This window comes from Pedobacter namyangjuensis (assembly GCF_003313325.1).
In the GTDB taxonomy this organism is placed as follows: Bacteria; Bacteroidota; Bacteroidia; order Sphingobacteriales; family Sphingobacteriaceae; genus Pedobacter; species Pedobacter namyangjuensis.
On the sequence record NZ_QMHQ01000001.1, the window covers coordinates 1,063,225 to 1,089,449 of the forward strand.

27 protein-coding genes are annotated in these 26,225 nt (G+C 36.2%); 13 read left to right on the forward strand and 14 right to left on the reverse strand.

From position 1 onward, the window contains the following. Positions 1–58: 58 nt before the first annotated feature. Positions 59–1,558 (forward strand): NAD(P)H-hydrate dehydratase, encoded by a 1,500-nt coding sequence (locus tag DUT69_RS04660; RefSeq protein ID WP_113651945.1) that lies wholly within the window; start codon positions 59–61, stop codon positions 1,556–1,558. A 254-nt stretch (positions 1,559–1,812) separates the two neighbouring features. Here DUT69_RS04660 and DUT69_RS04670 read toward each other — a convergent pair whose 3' ends face one another. From DUT69_RS04670 to DUT69_RS04690, 4 genes are all read right to left on the reverse strand, one after another. Further along, complete coding sequence (locus DUT69_RS04670) at positions 1,813–2,643, reverse strand: anti-sigma factor (RefSeq protein WP_113652515.1); 831 nt, start codon at positions 2,641–2,643, stop codon at positions 1,813–1,815. A gap of 8 nt (positions 2,644–2,651) precedes the next feature. Then, positions 2,652–3,203, reverse strand: coding sequence for an RNA polymerase sigma factor (locus DUT69_RS04675; protein WP_113651947.1), 552 nt, complete (start codon positions 3,201–3,203; stop codon positions 2,652–2,654). A gap of 62 nt (positions 3,204–3,265) precedes the next feature. Further along, on the reverse strand, positions 3,266–4,147 hold the full coding sequence (lipA, locus tag DUT69_RS04680; protein ID WP_113651948.1) for a lipoyl synthase: 882 nt from the start codon (positions 4,145–4,147) through the stop codon (positions 3,266–3,268). Between the two features lie 233 nt (positions 4,148–4,380). Continuing rightward, a complete protein-coding gene (locus DUT69_RS04690) occupies positions 4,381–5,688 on the reverse strand; it encodes a short-chain dehydrogenase (protein WP_113651950.1) in 1,308 nt (435 codons plus the stop codon). Between the two features lie 195 nt (positions 5,689–5,883). Between DUT69_RS04690 and DUT69_RS04695 the strand changes: the two genes are divergently transcribed. Together DUT69_RS04695 and DUT69_RS04700 are read left to right on the forward strand one after the other, a co-directional pair. Then, positions 5,884–6,288 carry an OsmC family protein gene (locus tag DUT69_RS04695; RefSeq protein ID WP_113651951.1) on the forward strand — a complete coding sequence of 135 codons (405 nt, stop codon included), beginning with the start codon at positions 5,884–5,886 and terminating at the stop codon, positions 6,286–6,288. A 69-nt stretch (positions 6,289–6,357) separates the two neighbouring features. Further along, a complete protein-coding gene (locus tag DUT69_RS04700) occupies positions 6,358–7,875 on the forward strand; it encodes a malate:quinone oxidoreductase (protein ID WP_113651952.1) in 1,518 nt (505 codons plus the stop codon). Between the two features lie 34 nt (positions 7,876–7,909). Here the strand turns inward: DUT69_RS04700 and ytxJ are convergent, their stop codons facing one another. The 3 genes from ytxJ to DUT69_RS04715 all read right to left on the reverse strand — a co-directional run bounded on the left by ytxJ (position 7,910) and on the right by DUT69_RS04715 (position 9,710). Continuing rightward, positions 7,910–8,242 carry a bacillithiol system redox-active protein YtxJ gene (ytxJ, locus tag DUT69_RS04705; protein WP_113651953.1) on the reverse strand — a complete coding sequence of 111 codons (333 nt, stop codon included), beginning with the start codon at positions 8,240–8,242 and terminating at the stop codon, positions 7,910–7,912. A gap of 190 nt (positions 8,243–8,432) precedes the next feature. After that, positions 8,433–8,924 carry a 6,7-dimethyl-8-ribityllumazine synthase gene (ribH, locus tag DUT69_RS04710; RefSeq protein ID WP_113651954.1) on the reverse strand — a complete coding sequence of 164 codons (492 nt, stop codon included), beginning with the start codon at positions 8,922–8,924 and terminating at the stop codon, positions 8,433–8,435. A gap of 117 nt (positions 8,925–9,041) precedes the next feature. Beyond that, a complete protein-coding gene (locus DUT69_RS04715; RefSeq protein WP_113651955.1) occupies positions 9,042–9,710 on the reverse strand; it encodes a tetratricopeptide repeat protein in 669 nt (222 codons plus the stop codon). A 125-nt stretch (positions 9,711–9,835) separates the two neighbouring features. Between DUT69_RS04715 and recF the strand changes: the two genes are divergently transcribed. Both recF and DUT69_RS04725 read left to right on the forward strand, forming a co-directional pair. Then, positions 9,836–10,939, forward strand: a complete 1,104-nt coding sequence (gene recF / locus DUT69_RS04720; RefSeq protein ID WP_113651956.1) for a DNA replication/repair protein RecF — start codon at positions 9,836–9,838, stop codon at positions 10,937–10,939. Next, positions 10,932–11,222 carry a DUF721 domain-containing protein gene (locus tag DUT69_RS04725; protein WP_113651957.1) on the forward strand — a complete coding sequence of 97 codons (291 nt, stop codon included), beginning with the start codon at positions 10,932–10,934 and terminating at the stop codon, positions 11,220–11,222. The genes recF and DUT69_RS04725 overlap by 8 nt, the downstream gene beginning before the upstream one ends. Before the next feature lie 107 nt (positions 11,223–11,329). Here the strand turns inward: DUT69_RS04725 and DUT69_RS19345 are convergent, their stop codons facing one another. The 3 genes from DUT69_RS19345 to DUT69_RS04735 form a co-directional block, all read right to left on the reverse strand. After that, positions 11,330–11,503, reverse strand: coding sequence for a hypothetical protein (locus tag DUT69_RS19345; protein WP_205314211.1), 174 nt, complete (start codon positions 11,501–11,503; stop codon positions 11,330–11,332). Positions 11,504–11,563: 60 nt separating this feature from the next. Beyond that, the gene (locus tag DUT69_RS04730; protein ID WP_113651958.1) at positions 11,564–12,334 is read right to left on the reverse strand and encodes an FKBP-type peptidyl-prolyl cis-trans isomerase; all 771 of its coding nucleotides are present in this window, start codon (positions 12,332–12,334) and stop codon (positions 11,564–11,566) included. A 111-nt stretch (positions 12,335–12,445) separates the two neighbouring features. Further along, positions 12,446–12,865: a nucleoside-diphosphate kinase gene (locus DUT69_RS04735; protein WP_113651959.1), complete on the reverse strand. Its 420-nt coding sequence runs from the start codon at positions 12,863–12,865 to the stop codon at positions 12,446–12,448. A gap of 116 nt (positions 12,866–12,981) precedes the next feature. On the opposite strand from DUT69_RS04735, the gene DUT69_RS04740 reads away from it, so the two are divergent. The 6 genes from DUT69_RS04740 (at position 12,982) to DUT69_RS04765 (ending at position 19,900) form a co-directional block, all read left to right on the forward strand. Beyond that, complete coding sequence (locus tag DUT69_RS04740) at positions 12,982–13,992, forward strand: DHH family phosphoesterase (protein ID WP_113651960.1); 1,011 nt, start codon at positions 12,982–12,984, stop codon at positions 13,990–13,992. A 54-nt stretch (positions 13,993–14,046) separates the two neighbouring features. Further along, entirely contained in the window at positions 14,047–15,039 is a 993-nt protein-coding gene (locus DUT69_RS04745; RefSeq protein ID WP_113651961.1) for an FKBP-type peptidyl-prolyl cis-trans isomerase, read from the forward strand. Positions 15,040–15,133: 94 nt separating this feature from the next. Then, the gene (locus tag DUT69_RS04750; RefSeq protein ID WP_113651962.1) at positions 15,134–15,901 is read left to right on the forward strand and encodes a TatD family hydrolase; all 768 of its coding nucleotides are present in this window, start codon (positions 15,134–15,136) and stop codon (positions 15,899–15,901) included. Between the two features lie 237 nt (positions 15,902–16,138). After that, positions 16,139–17,155, forward strand: a complete 1,017-nt coding sequence (locus tag DUT69_RS04755) for an asparaginase (RefSeq protein WP_113651963.1) — start codon at positions 16,139–16,141, stop codon at positions 17,153–17,155. Between the two features lie 127 nt (positions 17,156–17,282). Continuing rightward, positions 17,283–18,698, forward strand: coding sequence for an MBL fold metallo-hydrolase (locus tag DUT69_RS04760; protein ID WP_113651964.1), 1,416 nt, complete (start codon positions 17,283–17,285; stop codon positions 18,696–18,698). Between the two features lie 224 nt (positions 18,699–18,922). After that, positions 18,923–19,900 (forward strand): YpdA family putative bacillithiol disulfide reductase, encoded by a 978-nt coding sequence (locus tag DUT69_RS04765; RefSeq protein WP_113651965.1) that lies wholly within the window; start codon positions 18,923–18,925, stop codon positions 19,898–19,900. A gap of 38 nt (positions 19,901–19,938) precedes the next feature. On the opposite strand, the gene DUT69_RS04770 is transcribed toward DUT69_RS04765, so the two are convergent. Together DUT69_RS04770 and DUT69_RS04775 are read right to left on the reverse strand one after the other, a co-directional pair. Then, positions 19,939–20,586: a hypothetical protein gene (locus DUT69_RS04770; RefSeq protein ID WP_162796173.1), complete on the reverse strand. Its 648-nt coding sequence runs from the start codon at positions 20,584–20,586 to the stop codon at positions 19,939–19,941. A 101-nt stretch (positions 20,587–20,687) separates the two neighbouring features. After that, a complete protein-coding gene (locus tag DUT69_RS04775; RefSeq protein ID WP_113652517.1) occupies positions 20,688–21,773 on the reverse strand; it encodes a TlpA disulfide reductase family protein in 1,086 nt (361 codons plus the stop codon). A gap of 182 nt (positions 21,774–21,955) precedes the next feature. On the opposite strand from DUT69_RS04775, the gene DUT69_RS04780 reads away from it, so the two are divergent. Both DUT69_RS04780 and DUT69_RS04785 read left to right on the forward strand, forming a co-directional pair. Then, a complete protein-coding gene (locus DUT69_RS04780; RefSeq protein ID WP_113651967.1) occupies positions 21,956–23,017 on the forward strand; it encodes a sensor histidine kinase in 1,062 nt (353 codons plus the stop codon). After that, positions 23,014–23,697, forward strand: coding sequence for a LytR/AlgR family response regulator transcription factor (locus DUT69_RS04785; protein WP_113651968.1), 684 nt, complete (start codon positions 23,014–23,016; stop codon positions 23,695–23,697). The genes DUT69_RS04780 and DUT69_RS04785 overlap by 4 nt, the downstream gene beginning before the upstream one ends. Before the next feature lie 73 nt (positions 23,698–23,770). On the opposite strand, the gene DUT69_RS04790 is transcribed toward DUT69_RS04785, so the two are convergent. Both DUT69_RS04790 and DUT69_RS04795 read right to left on the reverse strand, forming a co-directional pair. Continuing rightward, on the reverse strand, positions 23,771–24,319 hold the full coding sequence (locus DUT69_RS04790; RefSeq protein WP_113651969.1) for a hypothetical protein: 549 nt from the start codon (positions 24,317–24,319) through the stop codon (positions 23,771–23,773). 529 nt (positions 24,320–24,848) lie between these two features. Beyond that, on the reverse strand, positions 24,849–26,186 hold the full coding sequence (locus DUT69_RS04795; RefSeq protein ID WP_113651970.1) for a hypothetical protein: 1,338 nt from the start codon (positions 26,184–26,186) through the stop codon (positions 24,849–24,851). Between the last annotated feature and the right edge of the window lie 39 nt (positions 26,187–26,225).

The window sequence follows — 26,225 nt, forward strand, 5'->3', positions numbered from 1 at the left end:
CATAAAACAAAAACACGTATTACTGCTTTACTAGATTTGAATTGCTTAACTTAAAAACATGCAAAATTTACTTACCGCACAACAAATAAGAAATGCTGATGCCTATACCATTCAAAGGCGTAATATTTCTGCAATAGATTTAATGGAAGACGCAGCTAAGGCATTTGTAAAAGCATTTAAGAAAGAAGTTTTAGAGAAAAATAAAAGCATTAGTATTTTCTGCGGACAAGGTAACAATGGTGCAGATGGTTTAGCAATAGCTAGACTTTTATCAGAAAAAGGTTATAAGGAAATCTCAATATACCTGCTAAATTTCGGCAAGAAAGAAAGTGATGAGTTTACAGCAAACTTTGCCAGATTGCGCAAAACAAATCTTCCGGTAACTAAAATTTCATCATCGCAAGAACTTAATGCCATTAAAACCGATATTGTTATAGACGCTATATTAGGTTCTGGACTCAACAGACCATTAACACCACAACTCGCTTCGGTAATTAAACACATTAATAGTTTAGATGCGAAAATTGTCGCTGTAGATATACCCACCGGTCTATTTAGCGAAGGAGAAATAGCATTAAACTACGACGGTATAAAAGCTGATTTAACAATCACTTTCCAACTTCCTAAGATTAATTTTTTCTTCCCAGAATCTGCAAATGCGCAAAATAAGTTTAAAGTTGTTGATATAGGATTAGACCAGGATTTTGTAGCGAAACAGGATAGCCAGTTTAAACTGATAGAGGCAAGTGATGTTAGAAATTTAATTAAGCCCAGAAGAAACTTTAGTCATAAAGGAACTTACGGTCATGCTGTATTAGTTGCGGGCAATGATACCACTATGGGTGCAGCAATTCTAGCTACAACGGCTAGCGTCTACAGCGGCGCCGGCTTATCAACTGTCTGTTTGCCACAAAGTGGATTGATAGCTATAAATACGATATTGCCGGAGGCGATGGTGTTACCGAGAAAAGACACACTGCGTTCTATAGATTTTGAGAAGTTTACTGCAATTGCTTTCGGACCAGGTTTAGGTGTAACAACTGTAAATGAAAATTTGTTAGATGAGATTATTTCCTTGCAAAAGCCTATGGTAATTGATGCGGATGGACTGACAATTTTGAGCAAAAGGAAAGATCTATTAGAAAGACTTCCGGCTTCTACAATACTCACACCTCATTTAAAAGAATTCGACAGGTTGTTTGGCGAACATAAAAGTTGGTGGCACCGACTAGAAACGGCACGTAAAGAAGCTAAGCGACTGAAAATAATTATTGTTTTAAAAAATCAGTTCACGTTTATCTGCACACCTGGCGGTGATGTCTTTATAAATTCGACGGGAAGCCCTGCAATGGCCAGTGGCGGTATGGGCGATGTATTAACTGGAATTATGGTTTCTTTATTGGCTCAAAAATATTCGCCTATAGATGTCGCTACAGTAGCCGTCTATTTGCACGGAAAAGCTGGCGATGAGCTTTCAAAAAACAGGTTTACCGTAACTGCATCAAAATTGGCACTCCAGATTCCTAAAACCATCAAAAGGTTATTGAAAGATAAATAATATTTTAGCGAAGACGGTAACATTAGATAGATATAGCGTTAATGTCTTTGCCGACAGCTTTACAAGTAATTACTGAAGTTTGTGAGGAGGAAAATATATTTATTGAACGGCTTTTTTTAAATAGCCCTGATAGGAGCGGCATCCCCCAATTTTTCATTGGGGATATAGCGGATAGCAGGACCAGCTTTAATAGCAGTACCAAAATTGCGCTTCTGAAATAAAAATAAATTACACGGTTACGTTGGAGATGAAAATTAGATAGAAACAGCACCCATAACTACCATTTTTTCCATGGTTGGGTTTACACTACCGCCAGTTGGCTCAATGGTTACCGCAAATGCTTGTGCTTTCTGAATAGTTTCCATTTGTTTAACAGCTTCTGCAGAGTTTTCGTTAAAAACGCCTAAGCTAATCGGTTTTCCATCTACAAGTGCCCATAACTGATATTCGTGGCCGGTATCTGCCTTAGGCAGATCCATTGCGGCATAGTTGATAACCACGTTTTTATTAGCCTTATTCCAATATACAGCCATTTTGGCAGCTGGAGTTTTATTAACCCCTGCAAGTTTAACAGTAGTCCATTCGCTTGTTTCGGTCATGGCAATTCTATTTTCCATTCCCGCTTTGTCGAATTCTAACTTGCTAACGGTCTTCGCGAATTGATCCTTATCTGTGTTTAATGCAAGTATTTGATCTTTGGCTACATTTAATTCGTTATGCGCCGAAAATAATGCGCCTAAACTAATAGCTAACAATATACTACAGGCAACTAAAGCATATTTTAAACGCTTAACCTTACTGTCATTACTACCCTCATACATAGGTATAATTTTAGGTTCAGCAGGAGCAGAGGCATTAGCTGTCTCTATTTTAGAAAATATTTTATCAGATAAATCTACAGAAGGTTCTACTGCATTGTCTAGTGCATAAGCCTCCATAGCAAGTTCAATTGCAGTAATTTCTGCCCTAACCTCCGGATGCCTATTTGCCATATCCTCAACTTCATTGCATTCTCGAGCAGATAATTGCCCTAGAACATAAAGTTCAAGTATGCCAGATTCTATATATGCTTTTACTTCTTCCACTTTCCGCCTCAATTAAAATTTTTCCTTAACTCTATAATGGCCATTCTAACACGTGTTTTTACAGTTCCCAACGGTATATTCAATTGTTCTGCCGCCTCCACATGTGTATAGCCCTTAAAATAAACCATGTCTAATACTTCCTTCAAATCTGGTTTTAGTTTTGTAACTAACTCTTTAACGCCAAGTGTATCTGCGTTAAAACTAACCTTTTTTTGCTGGTCAATAAAATCTACGTTATTTTCTATGTCTTGGTTTTTATTTGCATTCTTAAAATCCTTAGAGCGTAACTTATCTATAGAAAGGTTACGTGCAACGTTCATCATCCACGTAAATAACCGGCCTTTTGAGGCATCGTAATTTGCAGATGAATTCCAGATTTTAACAAAAGTTTCTTGTAAGAGATCTTCGGCAACTTCGGTTTGCTGTATAATACGTGAGATAACTCCTAGCAAAGCACCAGAATACATGTCGTACAGTGCTTTAATAGCAATGGTATCTTGCCTTTTTAAGGCGCTAACCAGTTCTTCTTCAGAGAGCGATATTTTTTTTGATGTTGCCAATGGGTACTAATATAGAGACTAAACATACAAATTAAATTTTTGTTTGTTACAACTGCAATTGTTTAAAAATCAAATAAATGCTTTTCTGCGTGATAAGAAGAACGTACCAATGGCCCACTTTCTACATAACGTAAGCCTTTCGACAAGCCAATTTCTTTGTATTTTGCAAACTGATCTGGGTGTATCCAATCTACAACAGGGTGATGGCTTTTTGTTGGTTGCAAGTATTGCCCTAAGGTTAGAATATGAACGCCATTTGCCACTAAATCATCCATAGATTCTAAAACATCGTCTTCAGTTTCTCCCAAACCTAGCATAATGCCGGTTTTTGTTCTCAAGCCAAATTCCGAAATTCTTTTAAGCGCTTCTAAACTTCTGTCGTATTTAGCTTGTATACGAACTTGTCTTGTTAAGCGTCTAACTGTTTCAACATTATGGCTCATTACTTCCGGTCTTTCTTCTAAAACACGGTATAAATTATCCCATTGTCCTTTAAAATCGGGAATTAAAGTTTCTAAAGTAGTCTCCGGGCTTTCTCTTCTAATAGCTTGTAAAGTTTCTGCCCAAATTATAGAACCGCCATCTTTTAAATCATCTCGGTCAACAGATGTAATTACGCAATGTTTAACGTTCATCAGTTTTACAGAATTGGCAATACGATTAGGTTCATCTGTGTCAACCGCCAACGGACGACCAGTTGCAACTGCGCAAAAAGAGCAAGAGCGAGTACAAATATTACCTAAAATCATAAACGTAGCCGTTCCAGCGCCCCAACATTCGCCCATGTTCGGACAATTTCCACTCTCGCAAATTGTATGTAATTTATGCGTATCAACAAGGCTACGCACCTGAGCATACTCTTTGCCCACAGGCAATTTAACCCTTAACCAATCTGGTTTACGAGCTTTTTCTGTAACCGCTGCAACTACAGGAAGTTCTATCATGCTACAAAGTTACATAATAGGATTGAAATGTTGCAATCTTGAAATGTTGGAACCTTGTAATGTTTTCCGGATATTAGCATTAGAAAAGCAAATTCAACTCCTATTTTTAAGTCAGTCCTTCTTTACGTTTCAATTTTTTACTCCTAAATTCCCTAACGGGGACTTAGTAAAAAGATTTCCACTTCAATAAGGTTTAAAAAGCAATGCCGGTGCTGTAATTAAATGCTTTTGTGCTATTTCAAAAAGTCTTTCGCTTTGTTAAGTAGGTTGCCACCTTGTTCTTTAACGGTTTTTTTGCCCTTGTCTATCGCATCCTCATTAGTATAACTGCTAACCTTGTCGGCAATCTCCTCGTATTTTCTTAAAGTTGCAAAAACTTCCCTTGTATGTGGTACGCCTTGTTGCTGTAAAACTTTTTCCCAGTCTATTTTTTTTAATGTAGCAAATACATAACGAGTAGCAATTTTTGCCATTAAAGTTTTGTCGTAAACGGTGTTCAATTTATCGCCATTTTTTCTGTCTTTTAAATAGTTTACAGATTCTTGTATAGCTTCACGTTCATCATTGCCTAACATTTTGCTAGCTTTCAGCTTATTTAAAGATGCGATAGCCTGCGCTGGTTTTTCTCTTTTTAGGTATAAATAACTTTCTACGCTCCAAACCAATTCGCTTTCCAAACCTAATTCGTCGGCATCGTTTACAAATAGTTCAAAATCATCAAGTGCTCTTTCTTCATCAATTTCACGTTTCATTTTCAGGCGATCTATTCCCCTAAAAAGGCAATTCATCGCATGAAAAGCTGTATTTGCTTGGTCATTGCTTAAAGATCTCCACCCAAAGAAAGCTTTTGTAAATGGCAGCGGAATCTGTTTATTCTGCTCTAGCCATTTAATATTTCTTGAAAATCCATCTTCGGATAGGTACAAAAGGTTATTATTTAAAAACAAAAATCCTCTAATAAACTCCAGCAAAGTTTTTTCCTCGCTGTCTTTTAAAGTCTCTGGTTGGGTTTTAGAGCATTCGTACAGTGCAAATTCAGGTCCTAGACTTTTGGCTGCCAAAGTTGCAACGCTTAAAATAGCATGTTCAACATTTTGGTGGTAAATTTTTGCTTCGCCACCCAGCAAAGTCTGCAAGGAGTTTTTATCCCCGTAAACTTTGTTAAATCCTTCAATTACCGTTGGGAAAATATCTTCGTCGGTTTCTTTTACAAACTTTTTTACCTTTCGGTAATCCTGATAAATTAATAAAGCATCAACGGCAGATATACTTTTGCCACTGTCGATATTTATATTGTTTAAGCTATTGAAAAGATGTGTAGAATTTTTTGCGAAGGTTTGATAACTAGCCGAACTAGTGTCTTGTACAGCACTAGATCTTATCGCAATTTTGGCAAATTTGTAAAACACAATTTTGTCGTAGTTTATGTTTTCCGCCAGCGTTTTTTTATCAAGTTCTAGTAAATATTCGTCGGTTTCTGTTTTGGAGCAACCTAAAAATGAAATTACCGTAGCAATAAGAATAAAATTTTTAACGTTCATTTAGAATTTTAAAGTATAAAAAATTGATAATGATGTTTTTAATAGAATTTTTGCCTCGTTATATAGTATTAAAGCAAATATATCCTAACCTGCTAATAAAATGATATTTAATTAGTTATTTTTTTGAAAATTATAGCGTTTAAACACGTTTCTAAATAGAATTTGTCGTATTTTTATGCCTTTAAAAATATAACAATGGCCACATCAAAAATTACCTATGTTGGTAACCTTAGAACTAGTTCGGTTCACCTTAAATCTGGGAACGAGATTTTAACGGATGCGCCAGTAGATAACCAAGGTAAAGGCGAGGCATTTTCGCCAACTGATTTATTAGCAACAGCACTGGGAAATTGTATGCTAACCATTATAGGCATTGCAGCTAAGGCGCATGATTTTGATATAAATGGTGCAACAGCTAGTGTAACTAAAATAATGGCCGAAAATCCGAGAAGGGTGGGCGAAATTGTGATTGAATTAGCTTTTCCGGCTAACAATTATACCGAAAAAGTTAAGGAAATTATCGAGCGATCGGCAAAAAGCTGTCCGGTGGCAAAAAGCTTGCATCCAGATATTACGCAAAACATAACATTTAAATATTAGAATAATTTGACCTTGAGCAAAACGTATTGGCATTAATTGTGCGTTGTTAGAGGTAACTAGTTAAATAAAATGAGCAGAAAAAGAAAGACGGTTGTTGAAACCGACGCAGATGTGATTTTAATTGGCGCTGGTATTATGAGCGCTACACTAGGTTTGATTCTTAAAGAACTTGAGCCTAGTTTAAGTATCGAAATTTACGAACGTTTAGATATTGCGGCCGCAGAAAGCTCTGACGCCTGGAACAACGCAGGAACTGGACACTCGGCATTTTGCGAACTAAATTACACGCCACAAAAGAAAAACGGTGTTGTTGATGTTAAAAAGGCAATACATATTGCAGAATCTTTTGAAGTTTCAAAACAATTTTGGACTTATTTAGTAGAGAAAAACATTCTCTCAGATCCGCAGTTGTTTATAAAAAATATACCACACCTAAGTTTTGTTTGGGGCAAAGACAATGTAAGCTTTTTAAAGAAACGTTACAAAAACCTAAAAGAATGCAACTTGTTCCAGGATATGGAATATGCTGAAGACCCAGCTAAAATTGCCGAGTGGATTCCGCTAGTAATGAAAGATAGGGCAGCTGGCGAACCGCTTGCCGCTACAAAAATGGATTTGGGAACTGATGTTAACTTTGGCTCATTAACCAGAGAGATGTTCTCTTATTTGAGCAAACAAGAGAATGTCAGCTTGTTTTTCAATCATGAGATTAGAGAGCTCGACAAGGAAAAAAATGGAAATTGGGCGGTTAAGGTTAAAGATTTGGCCACGGGCAAAAAGCGTAAACGTTTTGCCAAATTTGTTTTCATCGGTGCAGGTGGTGGTTCTTTGCCTTTGTTAGAAAAATCTAATATTCCTGAGGGAAAAGGTTTTGGTGGTTTTCCGGTTAGCGGACAATGGTTAAAATGTACCAATGAAGAAGTAATTGCGCAACACCATGCTAAAGTGTACGGAAAAGCTGCGGTTGGTGCGCCACCAATGTCTGTTCCGCATTTAGATACGCGTATAATTAACGGTCGCCAGGCATTGCTTTTCGGTCCTTATGCAGGTTTCTCTACAAAGTTTTTAAAACATGGTTCGTTTTTGGATTTACCATTGTCAATAAAATTCAACAACATTAGACCAATGATTGCGGCTGGACTGCACAACTTGGATTTGACAAAATATTTAATTGAGCAAGTTAGGCAATCGCCTGAAGATCGCTTTGCGGCTTTAAAAGAATATTTACCTAGTGCAAAAATTGAAGATTGGGCTTTAGAAACTGCTGGTCAACGTGTACAAGTAATTAAAAAAGACGAAAAAGAAGGTGGGATTTTAGAATTTGGAACTGAAGTGGTTAGTGCTGCCGATGGTTCTATCGCTGCACTGTTGGGTGCATCTCCCGGTGCATCTACAGCGGTTTCAATTATGCTAGATTTACTTGACCGTTGCTTTAAAACAAAACTACAAACTGCCGAATGGCAAACAAAGATAAGAGCTATGATACCAACTTATGGAGAAAAGCTTGCCGAAAACGATGAGCTTTGTAAGGAAACTCGAAATCGTACATCTGCGGTACTTAAGCTAACAAGCTTAGTGGAAAGTTAAAAGAAAAGGCGCTTGATCAAAGCGCCTTTTTTATTTAAGCCGATATAGAATCGGCAATTTCTTGCGCATCAATATCGCTGTGCGACGCATCTAAAGTGCATTCTCCATCTTTGATTAAAAGAACCTGAGGCGATTCATGATGTACTTGAAAAACATCAGCAATTGCGGCAGAAATATCTCTATGGGCAATTAAATCTAAAAAATACATTTGTGTATTTTCTGGAATTGCATCCCAATCCATTTCAAATTTTCGTTTAGCCATTAAGCTTACAGAGCAACGTGTGCTATGTTTAAATATTACGCTATAACCATCAGCTTTTTTAATTTCCCTAAGCTGGTCTACGTTAGTAAGGTTGTTCCACTGCATTATTATCTCCTTCTTTTTCCCTCTGGGTAAGAGCTGTAAGCAGGGCAAAGGCGAGATGAGCATGATTCTAAAACTGTGATAGCACAGAATACAAATAATACTAGAATTGCTACTTTTTTCATCGTCTAAATTTTAAAATTCCTTGATTAAAGCTCTAAAGTACAAATTTTTATCAATAACAAACAAAAGCTTATAATGTTGCAGAAAAATGCGCCATTTTTAAGGCAGTAATTGCCGCTTCATCTCCCTTGTTTCCGTGTTTTCCACCAGCTCTATCAATAGCTTGTTGTTCGTCGTTGGTAGTTAAAACACCAAAAATAACAGGCTTACTATATTTTATGCCTACGTTGGTTATGCCGTTAGCAACAGCTTCACAAATAAAGTCGAAATGTTTAGTATCACCTTGTATTACACAACCTAAGCAAATCACCGCATCAACAGATTGGTTTTTATGCAAAACAATCTCGGCTGCGCCGGATAATTCGAAACTACCAGGTACGGGTAAAGAAAGTATATTCTCTTCTTTAACGCCGTGTTTAATTAACGTATCGTAAGCGCCTTGATATAATGCTCCGGTAATTTTCGCATTCCATTCTGCAACAACAATTGCAAATTTAAAATTCTCACCACTGGGTATGGTAGTATGAGAGAAATCTGATAAGTTTTTAAGGTGTGATGCCATGTTGCAAAGGTAAATTTATTGTCGAAATGTTGTAGGATTATAAAGTTGTAATGTTGTCATAAAACAAAAAAAAGACCCTGTTAAAACAGAGTCTTCTATTAACTGCTAAGCAGAAAATTATTTTGTTTGAGCTTCAGCACGAGCAATATACTCGTCAATCATGCTAGCTTCTTGGCTGTCTGGATATTCTGATTTAATTTTGTTGTAAGCTTCTGCAGCTCCTTTAAAGTCTTTTAAGTTTTCGTTAACCAAGCCTAATTTTTTAAGGAACATTGGAGAAGTGAACTTGTTACTAGCTTTATCAGCTGCTTTTTTGTAGTAAGTAGCAGCTTGTTTAAAGTCTTTTAACTCGCTGTAAGCATCGCCTAATAAGCCTAAAGCTAATGGATCTGCAACTGCACTACCTGTAGCAGTATATTTGCCTAATGCCTCAGTAGCTTTTTTGTACTCGCCTTTGCGCAAGTAAATACCGCCTAAATAAAGGTTAGCTAAGTTAGCAGATTTAGTGTTGTCATATTCTTCGGCAATTTTCTCTAAACCTGGGTAACCGCCTTCGCCGTTAATTGCTTTGTTTGATAAAGAGTCTACGCCTACATATTGTTCAGCTCTAAACATTTGGCTAGCAGCCTCGTCTGCACGATTAGGAATGTATGAGTAGAAATAGTAAAGTGCAATTGCCAATAACGCCACAAGCGCTACGCCAATAAATAGAAAACTTTTACCGTTTTCTTCTAAAAAACTACCTTTTCTAACTGGTTGTGTTGTTGGATTATCTTGTGTAGACATTTATTATAAAAAATTGAGATTGCAAAAATACATTTTTCATTCAAAGTATCAACCCCTTTTTTAACTATTTAATTAAACTTTAGTCGATTAGCAATGGCAAAAACGGTTAACTTTGTAGTTCAATTATGTGGTTAAAAAATATTACCCTCTTAAACTTCAAGAATTATGCTTCGGCCGAACTAAGTTTTGCCAAAACAGTTAATGCTTTTGTAGGTAACAATGGTGCAGGTAAAACAAATTTACTTGATGCTATACATTATTTGTGCCTTTGTAAAAGTTACTTTAACCCAATTGATAGTCAGCAGATTAAAACTGATGAAGATCTTTTTCTAGTGCAGGGCGATTTTGACAGAAAAGATAAAAATGAAAAGATTACTTGCGGCTTAAAACGTAACCAAAAGAAACAATTTAAGCGAAATAAGAAGGAATACGATAAATTGGCTAACCATATTGGTCTTTTTCCTCTAGTAATGATTTCGCCTAATGATGTTGGTTTAATTTTGGATGGGAGTGAGGAGCGGAGAAAGTTTATCGACAATGTAATTTCGCAAACTGATGCCCATTATTTAGATGAGTTGATTTTATATAATCGCTATCTGTTAAATAGAAATGCTTTATTGAAGCAAATTGCTGCTACAAGAAAGTTGGATGTTGCCTTGTTAGAAATATTGGATGATCAATTGATCGCCTCTGGCAATAAAATTTTTGAAAAAAGAAAGCAGTTTCTGCTAGATTTTATACCGCTGTTTAACCAACATTATAGTTTTATTAGCGATAACGCCGAAGTTGTGTCGCTGAGCTACCAATCTCAGCTTAACGAGCACTCTTTTGCCGATTTGTTAAAGGATAGCTTGGAAAAAGATAGGATTTTAGAGCGAACTACCACCGGAATTCATAAAGATGAACTATCATTTGCAATTAGAGATATGCCCCTTAAAAAATTTGGTTCTCAAGGGCAACAGAAGTCGTTTTTAATAGCATTGAAGTTAGCACAATATAGTTATTTGCAAAAGTTTAGAGCGTTTAAACCTTTACTTTTGTTAGATGATATTTTTGATAAGCTAGATGATTTACGGGTAAAAAAGTTAATGGAAATGGTATCTCACCATGATTTTGGTCAGATTTTTTTAACAGATACTGGAAAAGAAAGGGTGTTAACCATTTTTAAAGAGATAAATGTTGATGTAACTTTGTTTGAAGTAGCTAACGGAACTATAGAAAATGCGTAAACCTAATGATGTTACTTTAAAGGAAGCGATTACAAAAATGTTATCGGTTTACCGTTTGCGTGGCAAATATGATGAAACTGGTGTAGTTGCATTTTGGCCAGAACTAATGGGTACGGCAATCGCTAACCGTACTACACAGATTTACGTTAACAACAAAAAGTTATTTGTAAGGATAGAATCTTCGGTCATAAAAAATGAATTGTTGATAGTTAGAACGGGCATCATTCAAAAATTGAATGAACATGCCGGTGGCGAAGTGATTACCGAAATAATATTTCTATAAAAAAGCCAATGCTAAGCATCGGCTTTTTTTATAGTCTTTCACATCGGGTTTATCGAAACGTTTACAATAATTACCCAATGACAAATTAATTTAAGAATTGACTGTTTTTAATCTCTACCGCCGAAAACTTTTGATATTAACCAAATTATCAGGGCTAAAACAATTACTACTACTATTATTCCGGTCCACATGCCGGCTTCAAATATTCCTGTAATTAAATCGCAACTAGTAAGCGTTGTACATAATAGGGCAACAAGTGCCAGTGGTGTATATTTTTTCATGTGATTGATGTTAATTTCGTAAATAAACATCCAGAATCACTAATAGTTTGACGTTTTTAATTATTCGTCGCCAACTTTAATTAATTCAACCTCAAAAATTAAAGTGCTGTACGGTTTAATTTGTCCAGCATCTCTCGATCCGTATGCTAGGTTATAAGGAATCCAGAAGCGATATTTAGCACCTGGTTTCATCAGTTGTAAGCCCTCTGTCCACCCTGGGATAACTTGATTTAAACCGAAAGAAGTTGGCTGTCCACGATCATAAGAGCTATCAAATTGAGTACCGTCTAATAAAGTGCCTTTGTAGTTTACCGTTACTTTGTCTGTAGCAAGAGGAGCAACGCCTGCACCTTCAGTTAAAACCTCGTATTGCAAACCACTTGCAGTAGTTTTAATGTTCGGCTTAGTTTTATTTTGCGCTAAAAAAGCTTTACCTTGGTTTATAGTGCCAGCATATTTTTCTTTATCCATTTCTTCGCGTTTAGCACTAAAACTCTGAAATAGCGAAGTAATCACTTCTTGGCATTGCTGTTCTGTTAAAGCTGGATTAGTATTGGTAAAGGAAGATTTTAAGCCAGCAATCATTTGATCGTAATTTAAACTTGTTAAACCACCAGCTTTTAATTGACTAGCCATAGAAAAACCAAAAGCATAACTAGCAGAATCTAATTTGTTTTTAAAGGGTGCAGGTTTAGCCACAGGTTTTGGAGCTGTTTTGGTAACAGTTGCTGTAGTTTTTTTTACAGGTACAGCCGGTTTCTTAGCCGTTGTTTGTGCGTTAACACCGTAAGCTGCTACGGTAAGTAAAGTAGCTAGAAAAATCTTTTTCATTTATTATTTATTAAAGGTCAAAAGATACAAAATAAATTATCCTATAAAAAAGCGTTACCCTTTTTACAGAATAACGCTTTTGTTAGTATAGTTATTTTTTTTGATAAGCGTTTAGAAACGCTCAGCAGCAGTAAAGAAGAAATCACCTTCAATTGCAGCATTCTCGTCAGAATCAGAACCGTGAACGGCATTTGCATCAATAGATTTTGCATATTTCTGACGGATAGTACCTTCTGCAGCTTCTGCTGGGTTAGTAGCACCAATTAATTTTCTAAAGTCTTCGATAGCGTTATCTTTTTCTAAGATTGCAGCAACGATAGGTCCAGAAGACATGAAGCTTACTAAATCGCCGTAGAAAGGACGCTCTTTGTGAATCTCATAAAACTTTCCAGCAGTTTCTTCTGTTAGCTGAGTGTATTTTAAAGCAATAATTTTAAAACCTGCGTTGGTAATATCGTTTATGATTGCGCCAATATGCCCGTTTGCAACAGCGTCAGGCTTAATCATGGTAAATGTTCTATTTGTGCTCATTTGAAATTTGTTTTGAAATTTTCTGCAAAAATACAATTCTTTAACTTAATATTAAAGCTTAGAGAATAAAAGCTATCTATTATACCTAAAATTATTAGCTTTGCAGGCGAAAATTTATGATATCAATTTCAGAATTAAAAACGTTACTGGCTACGCCACAAAAAATTGTAATTACAACGCATCATAAACCTGATGGCGATGCAATGGGCTCTTCACTAGGTCTGTATGCTTTTTTAATTCAAAAAGGACATCATGTTAGCGTAATTACGCCTACGGACTACCCGGATTTTTTGCATTGGATGCCGAATAACAGCGATGTTATTATTTTTACCGAGGCTATAGCAAAATCTATTGAGTTAGTAAACGAAGCAGATTTAATATTTTGCTGTGATTTTAATACACTTAGCAGGATAAACGACTTAGGTGAACATATCCGTAACGCACCAGGCTTAAAGTTGATGATTGATCATCATCTTGAACCTGAAGATTTTGATGATTATCGCCATTGGAACATTAATGCTTGTGCTGCAGCTCAATTGGTTTATGATTTTATCAAAAATGAGTTAAAGGAAGAAGAACTGATTAATAAAGATGTTGCAACCTGCCTTTACACAGGTATTATGACAGATTCAGGCTCATTCCGTTTTCCATCGGCTAATTCCTCCGTTTATCGCATTGCGGCAGATTTAATAGATTTAGGCGCAGAACATTGGAGGATACACCAATTGGTATACGATAACGCCTCTGAAAACCGTTTACGCTTTTTAGGTTATTGTCTCTCTAACAAATTAGAAATTTTTAGAGAATTTAATGTAGCAATGATTACTGTAAATGCCGAGGAACTAAGCAAATTTGACATTGCAACTGGAGATACTGAAGGGATTGTTAATTATGCTTTATCTATTAACGGCATTAAGTTGGCAGCCTTTATTATTGAAAGACCAGATAGGGTTAAATTATCTTTACGCTCAACCGGAGATTTTCCGGCAAATGAGATTTGTAAGAAATATTTTAACGGAGGCGGACACAGAAATGCAGCAGGTGGTGCTTCAGACAAAAACTTGGCAGATACTGTTGCGGAATTCAAATCAATTTTACCAGAATATAAAACGCAATTATTTCAATAAATATTAGCTTTTAAGGCTATCAAAACCAAAAAACAAATAGAAATTATAATTAAAATGAAAAAAAGTTTAGTAATTCTTTTAGCAGCAACTTTAGGTTTAGCGGCTTGTAACCAAGAGAAAAAAGGCGAAGGTGGTTTGCTTTATACAATCCACAATTCTGAAGGGAAAGAGAAAATTAAGGAAGGTGATATCGTGAAAATGAACTTTGTTCAGAAAAATGATAAAGATTCTGTTATTAGCAGTACTTATGAGGCAGAAATGGCTCAGATTTTCCCTGTACAAAAAAGAATGTACGCTGGTGATATCCAAGACGTATTAACTTTATTTGGAGAAGGCGATAGCGCTACATTTAAAATCAATTTAGATACTTTGGCTAAACACAACAATAACCAGCCTAAACCAGAGCAGTTTAAAAACGATAAATACATCACGTTTACAGTTAAAATTGAAAAAGTTTTCAAAAAGAATGCAGGCGAAGCTGATTCAGTATTCAACAAAAGAGCTAACGATTTTTTCCAAGCAGATTACAAAACTAGCATGGATAAGTTAAAAGCTGCTGAAGATGCTAAAATTAAAGCTTACGTTGCTGACAAAGGCTTAAAAGTTACAACTTCTGCAAGTGGCTTAAATTATGTTATTGAAAAACCAGGTGATGCTACAAGACCAGCTTTAGGCGATACAGTGGAAATTAATTACACTGGTAGATCTACTAAAAAAGGTACAGATGGTAAATACCGAGTTTTTGATACTAGCGACGAGAAGATTGCTAAAGAAAACAATAAAGTACAAATGGGCAGAACTTATGGCCCAACTAAAATGGTAATGGGAGAAACTGTACCAGGTTTCACAGAAACATTGCAGTTGATCGGTCAAGGTGGTAAAGTTTCAGTTGTTATCCCTTCTAAATTAGGTTATGGCGAACAAGGTATTCCGCAAGAGAAAATCGGTCCGTATTCTCCATTAGCTTTTGATGTAGAAATCGTTAAAATTATTAAAGGTAAAGGCGCTCCAGTGGCACCAGCCGCTCCGGTAATGACACAACCATAATATCAAAAATTATTTGAGAAAGCCCTGTCTGTTTTAGATAGGGCTTTTTTTTGTGCCTATATTTGTTCCCACATTTTATAAATACCTTTGCGCAATGTTACTAACCGATACCCATACGCACTTATACTACGAAACAGATTTAGAGAAACAAGCGCAATTAATGGAGCGTTGTTTCGCTTTTGATGTAAACCGACTTTTTTTGCCTAACGTAGATGTAAAATCTATCAAAATGATTGACGATTTGGTGTCAAAATATCCAGATAATTGTTTTGCAATGGCTGGTTTGCATCCTTGCGATGTTAAAGAAGGCTATCAAGAACAATTAGCCTTAATTTACAACAGCATAGCTGGAAGGAAAATTTATGCCATAGGCGAAATTGGAATCGATTTATATTGGGATAAAACAACATTATCCATACAACAAGACGCCTTTAAGCAACAAATAAATTGGGCTAAGGAGTTAGATTTGCCGTTTGTTATCCATTGTCGAGAAGCATTTGATGAGGTTTTTGAAGTATTGGAAGAAATGAACGATGAGAAAATGAGAGGCATTTTCCATTGTTTTACAGGTAATCTAGAGCAAGCCAGAAGAGCAATTAGCTTAGGTTTTTATTTAGGCATTGGCGGTGTAGTAACCTATAAAAAAGCTGGTTTAGATCTTGTATTGGCCGATGTTCCGCTTAAGAACATTCTGCTAGAAACCGACTCGCCTTACTTAGCGCCAGTTCCGTATCGTGGCAAGCCAAATGAGAGTAGTTACCTGATTCATATAGCGCAAAAAGTAGCCGATATTTACGATGTAAGCTTAGAAGAAGTTGCTAATGTTACAACCGAGAACTCGAAAAAGATATTTGGGATTTAGTTTTTAACCGCAAAGAGCGCTAAGGACGCAAAGAATAATAAGTCTTAAGCAAATATGTTAGTTTGTAATTAATTTAACGGGTTGTTTTTCAGTTGTTTGGTTAATTGTGTTGGGTGGCTAAAAAGAGTTGTAAATAACTTCAAGTACCAATTAACAATTCCTTTCGGTCTTTGATTCTTTGCAGTTATTTTAATGCTAATTCCCTATATCTTTGCGTTTAATTTATCTTTGCACTGTATGACCAAAATATTAATCATCTATACTGGCGGAACCATTGGTATGGTTAACGACGCTAAAACCGGTACGCTTATTCCATTCGATTTTGAGCAAATACAGCATAATGTTCCCGAACTTGCCCGATTAGATTACCAACTTTCCGTTCATTCGTTCAATCCAATATTAGATTCTTCTAACATGGATCCGGTAGTTTGGGCAAAATTAGCTAGCCTAATTGAAGAAAAGTATAACGATTACGATGGTTTTGTGGTTTTGCATGGCTCAGATACCATGTCGTTTACTGCATCTGCTTTAAGTTTTATGTTGCAAAATTTGGCTAAACCGGTTGTTTTAACTGGTTCTCAATTGCCTATAGGTGAGATTAGAACAGATGCAAAAGAGAATTTAATTACTGCTTTAGAAATTGCTGCCACCAAAAAAGATGGTAAAGCAATGGTGCCAGAAGTTTGTGTGTATTTCGATTATCAGTTATTTAGAGGCAATCGTTCTATCAAAAATAACTCAGAAAAATTCGAAGCTTTTTCGTCACCAAATTATCCGATTTTGGCCGAGGCCGGTGTAAATTTAGATTTCTTTCCAAATTACATTCTTCCAAACCCAACCGAAGAATTTAAAATCCATACCAACTTTAACAGTAATATCGGCGTGCTTAAAATGTATCCCGGTATTACAGAAAATGCCGTTAAGGCAATAACAGAAGCAAATGTAGACGCCATTGTTTTAGAGGCTTTCGGCTCTGGCAATACCACTACGGCCGAATGGTTTTTAAACTGTTTAGAACAAGCCATACAAAACGGAAAGATTATCGTAGACATTTCTCAGTGCAAGGGTGGTGCTGTGCAATTAGGTTTGTACGAAACCAGTAGAAGACTGCAACAAATGGGTGTTTTAAGTGGCTACGACATGACTTTTGAAACCACCGTAACTAAATTGATGTACTTAATGGGACAAAATTTAGCTAAAGCAGAGGTTAGAAAACAAATGGAACAATCTATCCGTGGCGAGCTAACAGCATAACATTTCGCTCAAGCAAAAGTAAAATTACGGCAATTATGACTAAAATCATTCTGCTTTAAATTTTAATGGCTTATTTTTGCTCAATGTGATAAGATCGCTATCACATCTCATTAACAAATCTAAAGAAATGAAAATAGAGCAAATATATACCGGATGTTTAGCCGAAGCCGCTTATTATATCCAGAGTAATGGCGAAGCTGCTATTATTGATCCGCTTAGGGAAGTAAATCCTTACTTAAATAAGGCAGCGCAAAATGGCGCCGTAATCAAGTATATTTTCGAAACTCATTTTCATGCAGATTTTGTTTCTGGTCACGTTGATTTGGCTGAAAAATCTGGTGCAACGATAGTTTATGGCCCAACGGCAACAACTACTTTTCCATCGCACATTGCAACAGATGGAGAGGAGTTTAAAATTGGCGATTTAACCATAACAACCCTGCACACACCTGGTCATACGTTAGAGTCTACCACTTATTTGCTTACTGATAAAGATGGCAGGAAACATTGCATTTTTAGTGGCGATACACTTTTTATTGGCGATGTTGGTAGGCCAGATTTGGCGCAAAAAGGTAGCCTAACTATGGATGATCTTGCTGGAATCCTTTACGACTCTCTGCACGAAAAAATCTTAACCTTACCAGATGATGTAATTGTTTATCCAGCGCATGGTGCTGGTTCTGCCTGTGGCAAAAGCATGAGCAAGGAGACCTTTGACACGCTAGGTCACCAGAAGGAGGTTAACTATGCTTTAAAAGCTACTTCTAAAGAACAATTTATTAAAGAAGTAACGGATGGTATTTTGCCTCCGCCACAATATTTCGCTAAAAATGCTGCCTTAAATAAAGGTGGTTACGAGCGCATAGACGAAGTTTTTGAAAAAGGTTTAGTTGCTTTAAGCCCGCAAGAATTTGAGGATTTGGCAAACCAAACCGGTGCTTTGGTTTTAGATACCAGAGATCCACAAACTTTTGCAAAGTCTTTTATTCCAAATGCAGTAAATATTGGCTTAAATGGTCAGTTTGCACCGTGGGTTGGTGCATTAATTTCAGATTTAAAACAACCTATTCTACTGGTTGTAGAGGATGATAAAGCACAAGAAACTATTACACGTTTAGCTCGTGTAGGTTACGATAATACCATCGGATATTTGGCTGGAGGTATGCAGGCTTGGGAAAAAGAAGAAAAAGAAACTGATCAAATTGAGTCGATTTCGGCTACAGCATTCGAAACCGCGTTGAATACCAATCCGAATTTAAATGCATTAGATGTGCGTAAACCGGGAGAGTACGAAGCCGAACACTTAGAGGCAACATTAACTCGTCCGTTAGATTATATAAACGATTGGACGAATGAAATTAATCCAGATGAAACCTATTACATTCACTGTGCTGGTGGCTATCGTTCTATGATTGCAGCATCGATACTAAAAGCTCGTGGCGTTAACAATGTAATTGATGTTGCTGGTGGTTACGGTGCAATTAAAAATACCAACTTAAAACGTAGCGATTTTGCTTGCCCTAGCAAAGCGATGAAAGTTTAATTTGCAATTCGTCATCGCTAAACAAAGCGCTTATTTTGATTTGTCAACTGCCAAGATCGCTTAGTATATGATGAAAATAAAAGTTTTTTAGAAAACGAAGGTCAGTAGTTCTTGGAAACATCAGTCCTGCTATTCGTTACAATCTTTTTTCCAAATCCCCTTAAGGAGACTTGGAAAAAAGGATTTTCACTGTTATCAGGTTTATAATTTAAAGCAACAATAAATTGGCTAAAAATCCTCAAAATGCATCATACGACGTTTTAATTATCGGCGCCGGACCAATTGGTTTAGCTTGTGCCATTGAGGCGAAACAAGCCGGCTTAAGCTACGTTATTGTAGAAAAAGGCCCGCTGGTTAATAGCTTGTACAACTACCCGGTTTTTATGACTTTCTTTTCTACCTCTCAGAAACTAGAAATAGGAGGGGTTCCTTTTGTAAGTATTAGCAATAAACCAAATAGAAACGAAGCTTTAGAATATTATCGCCGGGTGGCAGAAAAGTTTGAGCTAAACATTAAACTTTTTGAAGAGGTTAGTAGCGTAAACAAGGTTGACGATTTAGATTTTGTAGTTGCTACATCGAAAGCAACTTATCATGCTAAAAAGGTAATTATAGCTACCGGCTTTTATGATGTACCGGTAATGATGAATGTGCCTGGCGAAGATTTACCTAAGGTAAAACACTATTATCAAGATCCGCATTTGTACGCATTTAGCAAAGTGCTGGTAATTGGCGCCAACAACTCGGCTATAGATGTTGCCCTAGAAACGTATAGGAAAGGCGCAGACGTAACTTTGGTTATTCGCGGTAGCGAAATAGGTTCTTACGTAAAATATTGGGTTAGGCCCGATATAGAGAACAGAATTAAAGAAGGTGAAATTAAAGCCTATTTCAATAGTGAGGTAACAGCTATTAGTGAAACTGAAGTAACCATCAAAACACCAGAAACCGAAATTAGCTTAGCCAACGATTTTGTATTGGCTATGACCGGCTATCAACCTAACTTCGCGTTGCTTAAAAAGCTTGGTGTTGTTTTAGATGAGCAAAATATGCCCGCACACAATCCTGAAACGATGGAAACTACCACCAAAGGACTGTATTTAGCTGGCGTGGTTTGCGGTGGTATGGACACGCACAAGTGGTACATCGAAAATTCAAGGATACATGCTGAGCAAATTGTAAAGCATATTAAGGCACAGTAGTTTTTTTTTGAACCAACACTAACAAAGTTTAGCATACTTTACTTTTTAAAAGCAAAGAAACACATCAACAAAAATAAAATCGACAACAATAAAAACGAATTTATTTTTTCTCTAAGATATTGATGAAATGCATCCTCTTTTTCGGCTTTCATTTCAGCCTTTCGAGAATATTCATTGGTACCGCAAATAAAGTACGATTCTTCCTTTTTCAGCCTAATGGGCTTAAGATAAAAAATCCAAAGATTATCACCATCAATAACAGAACGAACTTCTTTATAACTAGAAATATCTATTGCACTCACAAAATCCTTATGTTTTGCGTCTTTAGTCCATTTAAATAGAATGCCGTTGGTTGTATCTTTTGAATTAACTATTTCTGCAACCTTTACTTTTGCATATTTCAGTTTCGTTCTATCACCAGCTTCATTGCCGGTGAACTCTATTTTACTATAATTTCTAGCTAATTTGATTTTCTCAAAAAACCTATTGCTTGAATATGCTTTCTCTTCGCTATGATAAAAATAGCTAACATCAATCGCAACAATTTTCTCAAAATGTCCATTTATATAAAGATTCCAGATACAAAAAATAGGTAGGAAAATTATACTAATGAATCCGGCAGGATAAAATATTTTGACTGTTCGTCTGGTCATAAAAATTAGATGTATCGATTGAAATAATTCCACACCTAGTATTCATATTTTCAGTCTAATTTTCCATTACGCATCACGAAGTTTGAATGTGACAGGAAGAACTTAAAGGCTTTATTGAAGATGACATCCTCAAATTATGGTAGTAGTTCTGCCAGTTTTTTGTTTAGCGCTTCGCCTCTCAAATTTTTAGCTACAATTATTCCCTTTTCATCAATTAGATAGTTTGTTGGAAATGCGTTAATGCCGTAAATTAAGGCAGCTTGGTTTTTATCACCTTTCAAATCGGAAACATTTTCCCATGGTAATTGGTCATCCTTAATTGCTTTTAGCCATTGTGCTTTGTTATCATCTGCTGCTACGCCTAAAATTTCAAACCCTTTAGGTTTAAAGGCGTTATAAGTTTTTACCAAGTTCGGGTTTTCTTCCCTACATGGTCCGCACCAAGAGCCCCAAAACTCCAATAGGATATATTTTGCTTTAATGTTCGATAATTTAATCTTTTTGCCAGCGGTATTAGCCTGTTCAAAATCAGCGAATTTCCCGCCAATTTTTACCTCTTTATTAAGCGTTAGAAAATCCTTTATGGTTTTGCCATACGAAGTGTTTTTCATTTCTGAACTTAAACGCTCAAAAAGTTCTGCAGTTTTTTCTTTGCCCCAAGTAGATGTATAAACGCTTAGTATGTAAGCGCTTATCAGTGATTTGGGATTGTCTTTGATACCTTGTATATCTAATTCTTTCTCTGCATTTCTCGTATCCGTCAGTTTTTCCTTTAACTGCTTATTAATTGTTACGTCTTTCTCTTTAGCAATAAGGGAAGTTAAACTGTCTTGTAATTGTTGGTTGGTCGCTGTAAGTTTTCTACGAAGATCGGCCTCGGCTTGGGTTTTGGAACCGGTAATTACAGCTTTCTTAAACTCTCCATTCCTTAGTGCCAAATGAGTGTTTTTTTCGGCCCAAAAAAATACATAGTTAGCGAAGTCTTTTGTGTGAATTAGCATTTGACTTATTTTCTCTTTGGTTTTTCCAACTAAAATAAATTTGCCGTCTTTTACTTTGGTAGAATCTAATAGCACCTGTGGAGAGGATGTTTTTAGGAATAACCAAGTTCCATCTTCAACTCCTGTTGTGTTACCGGTAATGGTAAATGTTTGAGCTATGCTCGAAAGCGAAGAAATTAATAGTATAAATAAGATACAGGTTGATTTTAGGTTTTTCATGTCATTAAAGTTTACATCCCAAAAGTAGTTATGCATTTTCAAATAATCGTGAAAATTAGACCAAGCCAATTAGCAATTCGACGGATAAAATTTACAGTGGATTAGTCGAAAAAAACATAGGGTTAGTCGAAAAATAATTTAGGTTTAAAGTACGTGATAAAAATTATTTTTACCTTGCTTGCGTGGCAAAAACACTTTTTAAGTTTGATAAGTACACTAAAATAGAAGTCGTTTTCTTTCTGGTGTATTTTTATGGCATTAGTTTGCTATCTAATTTTGAATATAATTTCTGGGAAAGAAATTATATAGGAATTCCGTCTGGCGAATTAGAATTTAGCATAGTTTACGGGACGTGTAACATCATCGTATTTCTGGTTTTTTATTGGGCTTTAAAATTCTGCCTAAAAAGTAATAAAATATGGATGTTTGCCGTATTAATTGTTTCATTTTTAGTTTCTCATTATTTCTACAAAAAAGGAAGTTATTTGTTAATTTCTGAATTAAGTTTTCTTTCTGACAAGATAAGAAGCGATGCTATAAAATGGTATCATTTGAAAAGGCTTGGTTTTACATTAAGCTATATGATGACACAGTTAGCAGGAGTTAGTTTTTTAGCGTATTTTATTCATTCGGCAAGGCAAAAAGAGCAGTTAAAAGCTTTAAAAGAACAACAATTAATGTCTGAGCTAACCTATTTAAAAGCACAATTGCAACCACATTTTTTCTTTAACACATTAAACAATATATATGGTTTAGCGCTAAAGCAGTCTAAAGATACAGCGCCCTTAGTTGCTAAATTGGCAGAAATGATGCGCTACATGTTATACAAGGTCGATGAAAAACTAGTATTGTTAAAAGACGAAATCGAGTTTTTAAGAAACTATGTAGCTGTAGAAAATATTCGGTATCGCTCTGCTATAAAAATTGATTTTGATGTACAGGGAATCGACTCAGGCAGTAAAATAAGCCCGTTATTATTTTTGCCTTTCATAGAAAATGCATTTAAACATGGCATAGCCGAAGAAGAAAACGAAGGTTTTGTTCATATTGTAATCTGTAAAACCGGCGATGAGCTTACGCTAGACGTTGCTAATAGCGTAGCTGCAACGAAAGTGAATATTGGCGGTATAGGTTTAACAAATGTGAAAAAGCGACTGGAAATTCTGTACCCGGGAAAGCATAAGTTGGAGATAGCTAAAACTGAAAGGGTTTATCAGGTGAATTTAACTTTAGATATGGTATGATAAATTGCCTCATTGTTGATGACGAGCCTTTGGCGCAGGATATTTTAGAAGCCTATGTGTTACAAGCTAATCAGCTTTGCTTAGTTAAAAAGTGTAGTACGGCATTTGAAGCTTTCGAAGTTTTGCATAGCGATAAAATAGATTTAATGTTTTTGGATATTAAAATGCCGGCACTAAATGGAATTGACTTTTTAAAATCGCTTAAAAATCCGCCAGCTATAATATTTACCACAGCCTATGCAGAATATGCTGTTGCAAGCTATGAATTAGAAGCGGTAGATTATCTGCTAAAACCAATTACGAAAGAACGGTTCGATAAGAGTTTGGCGAAGCTTTTTAAGCTTAAACCGATAGAATTAACAGAGACAAAGAACTACACTTATTTTAAGGTATCTGGTAAACTACAAAAGGTGTTACACCAAGATTTACGCTATGCACAATCTATAAAGGATTACATTATGCTTTATACTAAAAGCGGGAATTTGATTGTGCACATGACAATGAAGTATCTGTGCGATTTATTACCAGATGACAGTTTTTTAAGAGTGCAGCGTTCTTACCTGGTTAATAAAACCTATGTAACGGCAATTGGTAAAAATGAAGTGCATTTAGGGGATATGGAAATACCTATTGGAGATAGCTTCAAGGAGGCGGTTGCAAAGGAAATAGGAGCGATGTAATTTCTTTATTTAGCCAATGGAGATATAATAAAAAAACCTCCCGAAAGAGGTTTTTTTATATTGTAATTAACTGTTAAAGTTTGAAGTTGTAGCCTAAACGCAAGGCAAACTGTCCGGCCATTTTTACGGGTACATAAGTGCTAGAAGCACCGTTTTGTTGCCATCCTTCGTATCTAGCGCCAAGAGACAAACCGCTGTTCCAGTCGTAGCCTACACCACCACCAAATACAAAGTTTACCTTGCCACCATCTTCAATAGGGAAGCCGGCACCAACGTTACCACTCAAGTACATTCCACCTATACCAGGATAAGCTTTTACGCCACCTATTGCCGGAATAAAACCGATGTCGTCTGCACCGTCTACCATAAAGCGGGTATAACCACCAGAAGCTGTGATGGCCAAATTATCCATTAACATCCATTGTAATTGCAAGTCTAATCCTAAAGCATAATCAAAAGGAGATGATTTTGTTGGAATACCACCACTTGCGCCAATACCAATTTTAAAATTCATGCCGTTAGAAGATTTGTCAACTGTTGTCATTTCTTGGGCATCTGATTGAGCAGCTACAGAAAGCATTAATGCAATCGCTACTATTGAAGTTTTGAAAAAGTTTTTCATATGAGTTAATTTAAGGGTTACGTATAGTTTGATATACGAACAATGCAAAAGATTGGATTTTGGCGACGCCAGTTTGTGGAGCTTTGTGCTTTTTTGAGTGCGACTAATAATGAACTGTGGTGAAGCTCAAACAAGATCCGGTTTGGTTTTTTTGATGATGTTGGAACGTTTACTTCTGAAAAAGCGATTTATGAATTAGTACTATTACAGTAATCATCTATACTTGATCCCTACTTGAACTATGCTTCATCTTTGCTTTAGCTATGTTGCGCCAACTAATGAAAAAAATATTTGATTTTTTTTAGATGTGCTACAATAAATCTTCCAATAGAGCGTCTTTATATGGAGAGCGTTAATTTAGATAAACGGGAATTGTCCATTATGGATGGTTCCCGTTTTCTTTTAAAAATTGATTTATAAACGATAAAAATCTTTGAAATAGATTCTTCGCGTCGCTCTGAATGACAAAAGGAACGTTCTAGGTTTATTTACTTAGCTCATTTACATAGTTTTGTGGCTTTAGACAAGTTTAAAGTTCTCGCCAATTGGTATTTAGGGGTTTATTCACTTCAATGCTTTTGTAGTTTATCTCTACTTTGGTATCGCCATTACTCGTAACGGTAGTAAAAGGCATTTTTATACCATTTACCGTTTTGTTGTTGCTATAGGTATTAATTTGCATTTTCTTGCCTATTTGATAACTATCTCCTAAAATATTATAGTTACGATCCAAGAGATATTCGAAATTATGTCCACCAGCCTGAAATGCTACAGCGTAACCATCTTTGTTCGCTTGTACCGTACCCTTTGCAAATGCAACATTGTTCTTTTGTTGAAGACCAGTTAAGCCGATGTAATCGTTATATTTTACCTCTTGAAGACGTTCATTATTGGCAATGGTTTTTATTCCATTGTTCCATAACCAGCCTCCGTTGGCAGTAATTTGCTCAACAGCTATTAGTTTGCCTTTGTTAAACATCTCGTTACGAAACCTATTTTCTACCAGATCATTATATGAAACTAATTTTATACCATTAAATTCTGCTTCAACGGTGTAAGTCTTAAGCTCGTCGAGGGCAGCGCCACCATAAACCTCCCTAACCTTTTTAAGAACTTCGCTTGCACTGGGAAGTTTAGTATTAGTTTCTTTTTTATCGTTATCACTATCCGTAAAGTAAAAGCTACCATCTATTACCGCCATCGCCTTATTTTTTCCGTTGCCAGCACTTGCAAAAAAACTATGTGTGGTGTTGTTGCCGTTATCGTAAATAAGCGTTAGCGTACCATCTTTAACGGTGTATTTTCCTTTTCCATCGCTTTTGGTATTGGTGCCCCCACCTATATTATTTCCCGATATTACAGTAGTTGACTGTCTGTCTGTAGTAAAATTGCCAGTTCCATCAAAATTCAATTCCATTTGTGTGCTTGTGCCTACATAGGTAGTTCCGGTTGCCATACCGCCGCTTCCATTAATAAATTTAAATTTGTACGAACCTTTAGGTACGCTATTGTCTAAATCCATTTTAAAGAGCACATAAGTTCCCGCGTCTAGGTTGCCACCTTTGGTAATCATGAATTGGTCTTTATCGCCATTGGCATACAAAAGGTAAATTTCAGATCCCTTAATTTCATACTTGCCCCTTACCGCCGTTTTCCAGTCTTTTTTATCCAGCTGGTCGGTAAACGTTTTGTCTTTGCGGAACAAGAAAACCTCATCCGAACGATTCATACCTCCGCCCAATGGGTTCAAACTAAGTTTTACACCTGCATACACACCGCCGAAGTTATCGGAAGATTGGCATGAGGTTGATATGGTGATAGATAAAAGTAGCAATAACTGCAATGTAAAATATCTGAGCTGCTTCATAAAAAATTGATTAGTGTAGCGATCTTAATTATAACAAGG